The sequence below is a fragment of the Halobacillus mangrovi genome, from assembly GCF_002097535.1.
GTDB classification, from domain to species: domain Bacteria; phylum Bacillota; class Bacilli; order Bacillales; family Halobacillaceae; genus Halobacillus; species Halobacillus mangrovi_A.
Window position 1 is genome coordinate 4,072,901 of sequence record NZ_CP020772.1, and the last position, 12,719, is coordinate 4,085,619.

A 12,719-nucleotide genomic window follows, 5' to 3' on the forward strand; every position below is an offset into this window, starting at 1 on the left:
GAAATGAAATCAGTTCGTGCTGTATTGGATTATCTCGTTTACGGTGACGTATCCTATATATTTGGTATTCCTGCTGGATCCGTTAATGCTTTCTTTGATGAACTTTATGATACTCCATCGATCACACCGATCATTACGAAACATGAAGGAGCGGCTTCCTACATGGCCGCTTCCTACGCTAAGTATTCCCAATCTTTAGGTGTATGTATCGGAAGCAGCGGGCCAGGAGGAACGAATCTCATTACAGGGGCGGCCAATGCTATGCGCGAACACCTCCCTGTCCTGTTTTTAACTGGAGCTGTCCCGGTGAATACAGTCGGTCTTAACGCATCTCAAGAATTACACGCTGATCCTCTCTATCAGCCTGTGACCAAATACAGCAAACGTGTCGATCAAGCTGAAGATCTTCTGCCGGAAATTCATAAAGCTGTTGAAATCGCATTGACGGGGGTACCAGGTCCTGTTCATATCGCTATGCCAATTGACGTTCAGCTAACGGATGTCGCCCCATCACCAACCCCAGTGTTTCCGACCCGTAAACCGCTTCTTCCAGACGATGAACTAATTTATGAAGCAGTTAAACAATTAGCTTCCGTCAAGGATGGCTACATCTTTGCAGGACAAGGGATCCGTGGCGCTGTAGATGATGTGCTGGAGCTTGCCGAAACCTTAAATTGGCCAATCGTCACATCTCCACAAGCTAAAGGACTGGTTCCAGACGACCACCCATTGCTAAAAGGCATTTTCGGGTTCGCTGGCCACGAAACAGCGTCAGAATTGATCAACGATAACCATACGGAAGCCGTACTTATTCTAGGATCAAGCCTTGGAGAAACGGCAACGAACAACTATAATTCAAATATCACAAAAGACCGTTACACCATTCAAGTCGATTTTGACTCTTCTGTATTTAATCGAAAGTATGCCCTGGATCTTGCCATCCATGGGGATATTTCTGTGTCCGTTTCCTCCTTGATTACAGGGTTGAACAGCTTAGGATGGTCACGCCGAAGAGATTTGTTGAATGAGCGTACACCTAAACCTCTCACTGATGAATACAATACTTACAATGTATTAATGTCTTTACAGGACAAGCTGCCTTCCTCTACTAGATATACCATTGATATCGGAGAATTCATGGCTTATGTCATCCACCATATGAATGTAAGAAGTGAGGATTCATTCGATATCAACGTCCATTTCGGAGCTATGGGGAGCGGTATTGGCAGTGCTATCGGAGCTAAGCTTGCGGACCCCGGCCGCCCTGTAGTGAGTATTACCGGTGATGGGTGTTTCTTCATGCATGGGATGGAGATCCTTACAGCGAAAGAATATCAAATCCCCGTTCTTTTCATTGTGATGAATAACGCAAGACTCGGTATGGTCCATCACGGCCACGCTCTCCAATATAAGCGAGCTCATGAACGCTTTGACCAGGAACCCGTTGATCTATCCCAAATGGCAGCCTCTCTTGGAGTTCCAAGCGCTCGTGTAGAAAGCTTGGAAGACTTGTCGGCAGAAACACTAGATCATCTGCAATCAACAAAAGGACCTGCGGTTTTAGAAGTAGCTCTTGTCGATAATAATGTCCCTCCTATGGGTGATCGCGTTAAATTTCTATCCTCTTTCGGAAAATAAAATGTGTCTAAAAGAGTAATTTCATTATTAAAGATTGATTCTTTGAATGGCTCTCTTTATGATAGATTTAGATATTTATAAAGAGGGTGCTTATTATGAAATGGAAAGGACTTCTTCTTTTCGGTTTGATACTTGGTAGTTTCCTGACCGGATGCAGCGCAGGACAGAACTCTACCTCTACCACCCAAAGTGATGATGAAAACCAAACCGAACATGTCAACGGTGACTTACGTGAAGAAACAGCTAGTAAAGATAAACTGCCCGCTTTCCTTGATGATAAAAACGAAGATATGCAAACGCTATATACAGCCGTTTCGCAAAATAAAGATCTTTTAGAGAACATGCCTTGCTATTGCGGGTGCGGAGAAAGTGTAGGGCATAAAAACAATTATGATTGCTTTATTCATGAGACTAAAGCAAATGGATCGGTTGTTTGGGATGACCACGCAACTAAATGTGGAGTCTGCTTGGAAATAGCAGCAAAGTCCATCATTGATCATCAAGAAAGAAAATCTGTGAAACAAATAAGAGAAGATATCGACAAGACTTATGGTGAAAACTATGCTGAACCAACACCTACTCCTGAAATCTAAAGGACATCAACTGCCTCTATAAGAGGCAGTTTTTTATTTGAAATTTTTAGGTACATAAAAGATCTTTAGGGGAAGTAAAATGGTATAAAAGTAAAATATTAGGAAGTGTTCGTTTGAAAAAAATCCTACTATTCGCTGATCCTGGTGTTGATGATGCTTTTGCCATCATGTACGCCCTTCTTCATCCCGAGCTAGAAGTAGTCGGCATTGTTTGTGATTATGGGAATGTCAGCCATAGTGCAGCCTGCAGAAATACAAGCTTCCTGCTTAAACTTGCTGATAGAAAGGACATCCCTATTATTAATGGCTCCTCTACGCCGCTCTCAGGAGTGGCTCCACAACTATTTCCTGAGATTCACGGATATAAAGGTATTGGGGGACTTGATTTAACAGATGTACAGTCGCTTTACCTTCACCCTTTTTTTAAAATCTATGAGTTAATTGAACAATATGAGCTGGATCTGACGATTGTAAATTTATCGAGATTGACCTCGCTTGCCAAGCTGTTTATGCAGATGGGAAGCGAGATGCAGCAAAAAGTGAAAGATATCATCATTATGGGCGGTGCCTTTCTTGTCCCAGGAAATTGGACCCCGCTTGCCGAAGCCAACGTTTATGGAGATCCACAAGCAGCCCGGATCGTGGCGTCAATGGGTAAGAACATGACCTTTGTCCCCCTCAATATTAGTAATCGTGCCATTATCTCAAATGGGATGATTGATCGCCTTTCTAATCATACTCAAACTCCTTTCACCCCAATTCTAGAACCGATTATGGATTTTTACAGCAAGAAGTATAATGAGATCATTCCCGGCATCCAAGGGGCCCCCATCCATGATGTGACCTTACTTTCTTATTTGACGGACAAATCCCCTTTCCATGTAATTCAAAAACAAGTATTTGTGGTGACAGAGGGCCCTGCAAAAGGGATGACCTTTGCTGATTTCCGTCCTGTTCCAGAAATGGTCTCAAACTACCCAGTTAATCAAATCATACTTAATTTTAATGTGGAGCAATTTCAAAACGACTTTATGAAGGTGTTTTCCGGATTCGAACCTTAAAACAACCACAAAGGCTCCACTATATGTGGAACCTTTTTCTCATTATGCCGGATAATTGTGTCCTGTTACTTTAGCCATTTTAGCTTTCATTGTCTGTCTAGCCCGGTGCAGTCGTGATTTTACAGCAGAAGAAGTCACATTCAGTATACCGGCAATCTCTTTCTCATTAAGCTGCTGGTAAAAGCTAAGTTGAAAAACAACTCTCAATTTTGGAGGAAGCGTACTGACTTTTTTCTTCATACGCTCTTCGAGATCAATACGGTTATACTCAGCTTCAACATCTGAGCTTTCAAAATTCGAAGAAGTATTAAGACTATGCAGCTCCTCGATGGGTAGCATAACCAGCTTCTTATCCTTTCTAAGCGTGTCGATCGCCTTCCTTGAAGCAATAGTTGAAAGCCAAGCACCAAGTTTCCCCTCTTCCTGCACCTCTTCTAACTTTTCATAAGCTTTTATAAACGTTTCTTGGAGAACGTCTTCTGCCTTGGCAGGATCCTTCGTTACTTTAACAGCTGCATAATAAACACGATGATAATGCTGGTTATATAAATCAGTAAAGTCAATCCTCATGATTTGTTCTCCTTCATTATTTGAAATGATTTTTTATAAACTCAGGAGCGTCCTCTTCAGTAAAACTCAAAACATCATAAAAGTGGGAATCATTTTCGTAATAAACACCTACTAAGTACTCGCCATTTCCTCTGTCGTGTGAACCTTTCATCACCTGAGAGAGTTTTTCTTCTTCAGTTACGGTCCAGGCCTCATTCCCTTGCGATTTCATTTGTTCATAGGCCACTCGGTCAGGCACATTCTCCGGACTACCCCAGGGCAAAATTTCAACACGAGCGATATCTTCTGGCTGGATGATCACTCGCTCATAAATCCCTTCATTCTTTAACCACTTAATCGTGTTGTCATAAGAAGGATAGATAGAAATGTACTCACTGTCTTCTCCCTCTATGACCAAATTCCCATCCGTTCTTAAACCTCTCGGATAAGCCATTTCTTCATAGGACAAGTCATAAAGGTCTTTTTGGTAGCTTTCTAAAAAGCTTTCAATCTTCTCAGGATCTAGCAGGTTTACAGGCTTTGGCGCACCCGAATAAATCGGTTCAAGCGTTACTTTTTGAACTTCATTTGCTTCCGTTTTCAGAACCGAATAGTTTAGTTCTTTATATTCTTTCACGTTAGAAACTTGTGCAAATTCTTCGTTAAAGAGCGATTTATCAACTTCATAGTAACGATAAACTTCTTCTCCACCCTCCAACTGATAAGCAATAAAGTAGAACCGATCTCCTCGATCTAATGGCTGATCCTTATTTATAAACTCTTTGTGTAATTGACGGACAGCTGCTATTCCTTCTTCACTTCGAATTAAAGAAGGGTCATTTTGTGACAATGTATCTTCGTAATGGTGGTATCCATTACCAAAAAACACGGCTTTAATCTCAGATTCTTCCGGCACATATGATTCATAATTCAACCAGAAAAGTGGAAGAACAGTGATTAATAGAGCTGCCGCAAACCCGTACACAACGAACCCTTTCCCTTGCTTCCAGGAAAAAACTCTCCACGTTTTTTCGATTAACATCACTGAAAGAAGATAACCCAATACTCCCCCGAAGATGTATCCAGCGATAATCCAAGAGTAAGCATTTTGCAAGTCACTGAAGTACAGTCCGCCAACAAGCGCAAAGCAGAACGTCATTCCATATTTAAATACGGGTTTTAAAGAAGTCAACGCAATGGCAGATGAAGCTGCTTCTAGCTGACGCTTTTGGTATATGATTCGAGCTAGAACGTAAAAAACGAGACTGAGAACAACGTAAATTCCTAGATCCAGATAGCCAACAGGAAGATAACCTGCCTCATTTCGCAAAGGATAGTACTCTAATACATTTACAATCGGAGAAAACCTTTGGAGTGAGCTATCCATGACTAGCCCCGCTGAAATCCCGTTCACATAAAAATGAATGTGATAGGAAACGAGCAGTACAAACCCTGCTGGAAACAGCAGCAGGATATAGGTCAGGATACCTTGGACAGCTGATAATCCTGTCCACGTGCCGACGAAGACGCCGGACATAAAAGTGAGTACTGAAACGATGACCATAAGCAACGTCCAATATCCTAATTCACTAAACGAAAAAAAGTCAGACACATCCACAAACCAGAGAAACATCAAGAGAATCAAACTAATGATTAATATGGGGAGGATTAACAAAAACAGCCCTGAGCCCAAATGATAGTTAAATAGTTTTTCTCTTCGTACAGGCAGACTATGGATAAAGTCAGATGCCTCTTTCACATGCAGGTAGCGAAAAAGGAAGATCGCCATCAACACGGGCATGATGAACAGAAAGAAGGCTTGAATTTCAAACGTGAATGTTGTAGAAAATAACCCCGCATCACTAGGTTCAACTCCGTACTCTGAATTGAGGGCCATCATTAACTGCAAAGGTACAGTAAAGAAAAGGCCAAGCAAATAAATAATACTGATCCAACCTACATTTCGAAAGTTCTGCTTGAACAATTCTTTTCTAAACGAGGACGTTTTCAATGGCATAACCGGCACCTCCCATTTCATAAATAAAGATTTCCTCTAACGTGAGCGGCAGACGGTCATATACAACCGGATTGAATCGATTGATGGTCCTGCTGACTTCCCTTTCGCTTCCTTTTACAATCAAAAGCAATACACTCCCTCGCCGTTCTTGATAAATAATGTTCAGATCACTCTCTAAGATCTGTTCATTTCCGCCTTTTAACGCAACCTGCACTTTATGGATGTCTTCTTTAAGATCATCAAGGTCTCGTTCAAGAAGCAATTCGCCATTATGTAGGATACCGACGTGATCACAAATATCCTCCACTTCTCTCAAATTATGAGAAGAAATCAGAACCGTCATCTCACGGTCTGCCACATCTTGAAAGATCAAGTTTTTAATTTTCTTTCTCATCACAGCATCAAGTCCATCAAACGGCTCATCTAAAATCAGGACGTCTGGCATGACTGACATAGACAGCCAAAAAGCCACTTGTCTTTGCATTCCTTTTGAAAATTGACTGATCTTTTTATTTTCATTCAAGTTAAAGAGTGGCTTTAATCTCTCATAACGTTCTTCATTCCAATTCTCGTACATTCCGCGATAATAGTTAGCCATTTGTTTCACTGTATATTGCGGTAAGAAATATAAAGCATCCGGCAGGAAAACCATTCGCTGCTTAATTTTGTCGTTTTCGAAAATCGGTTCATCCATTACACGGACGGTTCCCGTATTCTGTTTTAAAATCCCGGCAATCGTTCGCATCAATGTGGTCTTTCCTGCGCCGTTTGAGCCTAACAGACCGTATATGGAACCTTTTTTCACATGAAAACTTACATGTGTAAGGATTTTTTCCTTCTCATAAGATTTATCTACATGTTTAACCTCAATCATCTTGTTCCCCTCCTTGGACTTCGTGGAGAAGCGCTTGGATTTCTTCTGAAGTCATCCCCAGATAAATGGCCTCAGCAAACAATTTCTTCAACTCTTCTCGCACTTTTTTCAACTCCTCCGTATTTTTGGTCGGCTGGACAGGATTAACGAAACTTCCTTTGCCTTTCACTGAGTAGATGTATCCTTGTGACTCAAGTTCTCTGTATGCTTTCTGGATTGTATTTGGATTAATCGTGAGCTGCTGTGCAAGGTCTCGAACAGAAGGAAGCTTTTCGTCTTCTTTCAATACGTCGTTAATAATGAGCTGCTTCAATTTTTCTACCAATTGTTCGTAAATGGGTTTTCGACTTCTGACGTCGAGCTCGAACATGTACACACCCCCGTCCCTGCTAATCTATGTTTACTGTATTAACTGTATTAATATTCATATTACAGTTAGTAGTATAGCTAATTATCTTTAATTTGGAAAGGACTTTTTTCAATTTTTTTGAAGATTTTTACTCCCAATAGAGCCTCCTCATCCTAAAGACTTAGTTTCAAGATAAGTACACATTTTGGTGAGTTTGTTTCCGTTTTCTAATATCAGGAAAGGTGAGAGGGGAAATGGATCGCTTTCCGCGGGGATGACGGCAAGCCTCCTCGTTCGCTATGCTTTCTGTGGGGTCTTGCCAGCCATACCATTCCCGCAAGAGTCTCTCCATTCCCCCTTCCACCCTACGATTAATGAATTAAACGGAAACCCATTATGAGGTAGTAGTTTCAGAAGCACACTTATTAGTACTTGTACTATAGGAACAGGCTTCAAGGAGTATTTTAAACACTCTGTTGTTGAGAGGTATTTATCAAAACACCTAGATACTGGAACTCAATTCTTAAGGGTTCGTTAAATTATTGCCAGCAGGGATGGATGGAAAATGACGAGACTCCCGCGGGAGAAGGACCTAGGCAAGACCCCACAGAGAGCGCAGCGAACGAGGAGGCTTGCCAGTTCCCCCGCAGGAAAGCGAGTTATTTTCCATCCATCCCTAACCGCTTTTACAGTTACGAACCGAAGTTATCTCGAAATCAATTCTTCAAGATAACTGCTGTTATCCTGAATAAACCTATACGTATTACTATGAAAAACATAAAAAAGCACCCCGATAAGGGTGCTTTTGTTATTTTGGGAACTCTTCATTTGGAAGCGAGTAGAATTCACGAATATAACTGTAATCCCCTGCCATCCGACCGACAGGCCTTAAGCGATGAGGGTCGACCTTGTCCTTTTCCATATACACATCATCACGAATATGATAGCCAACTACTTTTCCTAAGATCAGACTGTTCGATCCTAATTCTATAATCCTGTCCAGTTCACACTCCATACTCACAGGTGCATCAGCAACCTTAGGGACGTCAACGAACGCAGCCTTGTCTACCTTTGTTCCTGCGATCGAAAACTCATCCTCTTCTGGGGAATAAGCTTTGCTGCTTTCATGCATTTGATTAGCCAGGGATTCAGATACGATATTAACGACAAATTGTTTTTTCTCTTTCACATTCGTCAGTGTATCTTTTTCACGGTCCAGAGTCCCAACAGAAAAACATAGGGTAATCGGGTCCATAGATGCAACAGTAAAAAAACTGAATGGTGCAAGGTTGCGAACACCGGAAGCACTGACTGAGGATACCCAGGCGATAGGCCTCGGCACGACAGCACCTTTAATCAATTTGCTCATGTTATGTTCACTAAACTGTTCTTTCCTTATGATCAAGCAGCATCTCCTCCTGTGACTTCATATACCTTTATCATACTTGATTCATCTTCATTATCATAAAATTAGGTTCCAGTATTTGTTTAAAACGGTCGGTTTAGGGAATATATGGGATAAAATTGTTATAAAATCGAAGGAGGTCCTTTTATTGGGACAATTATGGAGTTCAATTGTGGAACTTATTTCGACGGTATCCGATTTTCTTTGGATTTACCTGCTATCCGCTATTTTAATTTTGGGAGGTATATTCCTTACCATTAGAATCAAATTCTTCCAATTTCGTTTCTTCGGGCACGTCCTCCATCAAACCATCGGGCAAATCTTCAAGAAGACAAAAGCAAAAGGAACGATCACTCCCTTTCAAGCCTTTACATCAGCGTTAGCCTCTACGGCAGGTGCGACAAACATTGTCGGGGTGCCTATCGCCATTTCGTTAGGTGGTCCTGGTGCTTTATTTTGGATGTGGCTTGTAGCCTTAATCGGCATGGCTACGAAATATTCGGAAATCCTTCTAGGAATGAAATACAGGGAAAAGAACAATAAAAACATCTGGGTCGGGGGCCCACAATATTACATAAAGAAAGCCCTTGGCTGGAAATGGGTGTCGAGCGCTTTTGCCTTTTTCCTGATGCTCGAATTGATCCCAAGTACAATGGTGCAATCTAATTCGATCGCTACACAGACAGAGGGAGCATTCGGCTGGCCGGTTTATATCACAGGCGCTGTTATGTGTGCAGCTATAGCCATTGTCGTGTTTGGAGGAATACAACGAATTGCTAAAGTAACGGATAAAATGGTTCCAGGTATGGTATTGATTTACATTGGCGTCTGTCTCTATGTAATATTAGCCAACGCTGATCAGCTTCCTAATGTCTTCGGCCTTATCTTCGCACATGCGTTCACTCCTATTTCAGCGGCCGGAGGGTTTGCCGGTGCAGGAATTGCTCAAGCTTTACGATGGGGTACGGCTAGAGGATTATACTCCAATGAGGCTGGACTTGGAACGGCACCGATTGCTCATGCAGCTGCCCAAGCTGATCATCCATCCAGACAGGGGTTATGGGGAATCTTTAGCGTATTTGTTGATACGATTGTGATTTGTACGATTTCCGGATTAACTGTTCTAGTGACTGGAGCATGGAGAGAAGTAGGAGGCAGTGATGCTTCGAATATGATCAATATAGCAATCGGCACAGAATTTGGTGACGCATTCGGAGGGGCCTTCATCACTGTATTTTTATTGTTTTTTGTGGTAACAACAATCGGAGTCCTCGTCTTTTATGGGGAAAAGCAAGCCGAGTATCTATACAATCTAAAATTTGCAAAGTTTATGAGAATCGTGTACATCCTGGCTGTATTTGTAGGCTCCATTGGCGGATTGAAATTCGTCTGGCAGTTCCTGGATCTCCTATTAGCCTTTGTATTACTCGCAAATATCATCCCTCTCCTTTTCTTACACAAGGAGATTGCTGAATTGACGGATGACTATGTAAATAGGGTCTATAAGAAACGGACGAAGAAAAAAGAAGTTCAGCTGTTTCATGAAGAGGAAGATGCCAGTTAATGAATAACTCTGCATATAATTCTTTGTAAAAGAAGAAACTAATCGGAACACGATAGGAGGGTTCCGATGAAAATCGCTATCATGGGGGCGGGTTTCTCTGGATTAACCTGTGCCCTTACTTTAGAAAAACATGGTTACTCGGCAGATATCTTTGAAAAAAGAGGGATGGTCGGAGACAGGATGGTTTATGCTGAAGGAATTTCGTCAATCTTTCACACCCCTATTAAAGACTATATCCAGTTCCTTAGCGAAAACTATGATCTCCACTTAAAACCTACAAGTAACATCAGTAGAACACATATTTATTCTAAGAATGAATCAGCCACTTTAGATGGCAATCTAGGCTTCATCAACATGCGAGGAAAGCACCCGGATTCCTATGAAAAGCAGCTTGCAGAGAAGATAAAGTCTCCTATCCACTTTAACGCTGAGGTGAACTATGAAGAGATATCAAAAGAATACACTCATGTAATTCTCGCCACGGGGGATCCTATGGACGTGCAAGAGATTCAACCATTTGAGATTTCCTATAAAGCTTCCTTCAGGGGCTCGACGGTCTCTGGAGAATTCAAAAGAAACGAAATATACACATGGTTCAATAACGACTTTGCCCCAAAAGGCATGTCTTACCTTTTGCCTCATTCAGAAACGGAAGCAAGCCTTATCGTTGTCTACCCTCAGTATCCTGAAAATCAGAAGAAAGATAAAGAGGAGTTATGGGAACAGTGCCTTGAATCTGCACAGAAGTCCCTGCAGCAGAAATTATCGATTACAAATGACTATTCTTTAAAAGATTTCATGGTTGGAAAAGCAGCCTATCCTCGTATCGGTAACACGTTTTTCACAGGGAATTGCTTAGGTTGCATTTCTCCGTTCATCGGCTTCGGACAATTCACTGCTTTACTTACCGGAATTTACGCTGCTGAAGATATTTGCGGTTTAGAAAGCTATGAAAAACAGACAAAGAGTATATATCAGAAATATCATGACTCGCTGACGTTAAGACGTCTCATCGAACATTCTTCCAATGAGCAATTGGACAGAGTGGTAAAATCTCTCCATAACGAACTTTTAGGAAAGGCATTGACTTCGCCTAAGTTGCAAATATTAAAGGTTCTCGCAAAGGTTGCGCATCCTATCCCAAGACGAACATAAAAAAGCAAGCATGCTGGGCATGCTTGCTTTTCGTTTTATCTTAAGAATACGTGGTTTCCAATGACAGTTGTTACCTCCTGATTGCTTAGATAGTCACTGGATGCTTTTCCAGGGTTATAGAAAAATAGAGACTCTCTGTCAAACCCTTGGTAATTTAGTGCTTCTTGTACGGCTCTTTTAGATTCCTGACCTGCAGGATCGTTAATGGTTCCGTTCAAGACAGGTGAAAACTGAATGCCATCATAAATGACATTATACAACGTATCAGGGAAACGATCACTTTCTATGCGGTTAAGGACTACCGTGGCTACGGCAACTTTCCCTGCGTAGCTTTCACCTTTAGCTTCGGCTTCCACTAAACGCGCAAGCAAGTCCTTCTCTGATTCGTCAAGCATGACAGGAAGCTCAAGTGTTTCGCCAGGATAGATCATGGCACTATTTTTGTCATTCACGGCTTGCAATTGTTGGGTAGAAATTCCGTATTTATTAGCAATTTTATATAGAGACTCGCCCTTCTGGACGGTGTGGACATTTTGTTGAGCATGCGCATGCGCTGGAATGGAAAAGGAAAGTGCGCCAGCTATAGTTAAACCTGTGATAAGCAAACGTTTTAACATTTTGCTATACCTCCTTAAAATTTATCTATTATACGGTAACATAGCATTCTGGCGGTTTTCACTATTAATTCTTTCCAGCATTACCAGCCTTCCTGACTCCTTTTCCAGTTATCCTTTATTCATTTCTATCCCTTTGTAATAGAATCGATCGGACTTATATAACCGTAACTATTCCATGGCATGTATAATATAAAATATACGTACTGGTGCAATAAGGAAGTGTAACGATGAGTCATAAAAAAAATTGGATTAGGTTTTTCATAGCAGCCTTTCTGATTGTCACGATTATTTACTTTGTCTATTTCAAATGGTCCATTACCCCTAATGAGATCCGCGATTTTATTCTCTCCTTCGGATGGTTGTCTCCGGTCATATTTTGGGTGATGTATTCCTTAGGTCCATTCGTTTTCTTTCCGACTACCATTTTTTCAATGACCGCTGGGCTTTCGTATGGTGCCTGGCCCGGGATTTTATATATTTGGATCGGCCTTACTGTGGCAGCTATGACAGGGTATTGGATCGGTCAGCTGTTTGGAAAATCTATGATTAAGTGGCACGTCTTGTCCTGGTCTGAGCCGTTTCAAGAAAGAATCAGAGAACATGGATTTCTCTATGTCTTAATTTTACGGGTGTTTCCTTTAATAGGATTTGATTTACTCTGTTATACTTCAGGGTTTGCCAGAGTACGATTTAGTCACTACCTAGCTGCCACTATGCTTGGAGTCCTTCCGGGAGCTACTGCTTACGGGCTGCTCGGTTCAAGTATAGCCTCGGGAGATAGAAAATTGATCTTTCTAGCCGTGATTGGGTTCCTGATACTCCTTGGAATGAGTTATTTGTTTCGCTCTAGGGTAAAAGAATGGTTAGGATTGGATCATGAAGAAAAGTAGGTGTTCG

General features: G+C 41.6%; 12 protein-coding genes. 6 read left to right on the top strand and 6 right to left on the bottom strand.

The window, feature by feature from the left end; genetic code table 11:
• The first annotated feature begins 3 nt into the window (after positions 1-3).
• The 3 genes from HM131_RS20220 to HM131_RS20230 all read left to right on the top strand — a co-directional run bounded on the left by HM131_RS20220 (position 4) and on the right by HM131_RS20230 (position 3,292).
• Positions 4-1,638 carry a thiamine pyrophosphate-binding protein gene (locus HM131_RS20220; RefSeq protein ID WP_085031621.1) on the top strand — a complete coding sequence of 545 codons (1,635 nt, stop codon included), beginning with the start codon at positions 4-6 and terminating at the stop codon, positions 1,636-1,638.
• A gap of 95 nt (positions 1,639-1,733) precedes the next feature.
• On the top strand, positions 1,734-2,231 hold the full coding sequence (locus tag HM131_RS20225; protein ID WP_157130882.1) for a PCYCGC motif-containing (lipo)protein: 498 nt from the start codon (positions 1,734-1,736) through the stop codon (positions 2,229-2,231).
• A gap of 113 nt (positions 2,232-2,344) precedes the next feature.
• On the top strand, positions 2,345-3,292 hold the full coding sequence (locus HM131_RS20230; protein ID WP_198162692.1) for a nucleoside hydrolase: 948 nt from the start codon (positions 2,345-2,347) through the stop codon (positions 3,290-3,292).
• Positions 3,293-3,334: 42 nt separating this feature from the next.
• Here HM131_RS20230 and HM131_RS20235 read toward each other — a convergent pair whose 3' ends face one another.
• The 5 genes from HM131_RS20235 to HM131_RS20255 form a co-directional block, all read right to left on the bottom strand.
• Positions 3,335-3,862 (bottom strand): RNA polymerase sigma factor, encoded by a 528-nt coding sequence (locus HM131_RS20235; RefSeq protein WP_085031627.1) that lies wholly within the window; start codon positions 3,860-3,862, stop codon positions 3,335-3,337.
• Positions 3,863-3,878: 16 nt separating this feature from the next.
• Positions 3,879-5,858: a DUF6449 domain-containing protein gene (locus tag HM131_RS20240; protein WP_085031629.1), complete on the bottom strand. Its 1,980-nt coding sequence runs from the start codon at positions 5,856-5,858 to the stop codon at positions 3,879-3,881.
• On the bottom strand, positions 5,833-6,732 hold the full coding sequence (locus HM131_RS20245) for an ABC transporter ATP-binding protein (RefSeq protein WP_085031631.1): 900 nt from the start codon (positions 6,730-6,732) through the stop codon (positions 5,833-5,835). Before HM131_RS20245 ends, HM131_RS20240 begins: the two co-directional genes overlap by 26 nt.
• Complete coding sequence (locus tag HM131_RS20250) at positions 6,725-7,102, bottom strand: GntR family transcriptional regulator (protein WP_085031633.1); 378 nt, start codon at positions 7,100-7,102, stop codon at positions 6,725-6,727. Before HM131_RS20250 ends, HM131_RS20245 begins: the two co-directional genes overlap by 8 nt.
• Positions 7,103-7,889: 787 nt before the next feature.
• Positions 7,890-8,486: a flavin reductase family protein gene (locus HM131_RS20255; RefSeq protein WP_198162693.1), complete on the bottom strand. Its 597-nt coding sequence runs from the start codon at positions 8,484-8,486 to the stop codon at positions 7,890-7,892.
• A gap of 148 nt (positions 8,487-8,634) precedes the next feature.
• On the opposite strand from HM131_RS20255, the gene HM131_RS20260 reads away from it, so the two are divergent.
• Complete coding sequence (locus HM131_RS20260; RefSeq protein ID WP_085031635.1) at positions 8,635-10,050, top strand: alanine/glycine:cation symporter family protein; 1,416 nt, start codon at positions 8,635-8,637, stop codon at positions 10,048-10,050.
• Positions 10,051-10,116: 66 nt separating this feature from the next.
• Entirely contained in the window at positions 10,117-11,205 is a 1,089-nt protein-coding gene (locus tag HM131_RS20265) for an NAD(P)/FAD-dependent oxidoreductase (RefSeq protein WP_085031638.1), read from the top strand.
• A 35-nt stretch (positions 11,206-11,240) separates the two neighbouring features.
• Here HM131_RS20265 and HM131_RS20270 read toward each other — a convergent pair whose 3' ends face one another.
• Positions 11,241-11,822 carry a cell wall hydrolase gene (locus HM131_RS20270; protein WP_085031640.1) on the bottom strand — a complete coding sequence of 194 codons (582 nt, stop codon included), beginning with the start codon at positions 11,820-11,822 and terminating at the stop codon, positions 11,241-11,243.
• Between the two features lie 227 nt (positions 11,823-12,049).
• Between HM131_RS20270 and HM131_RS20275 the strand changes: the two genes are divergently transcribed.
• Entirely contained in the window at positions 12,050-12,712 is a 663-nt protein-coding gene (locus tag HM131_RS20275; protein ID WP_085031642.1) for a TVP38/TMEM64 family protein, read from the top strand.
• Positions 12,713-12,719: the final 7 nt, after the last annotated feature.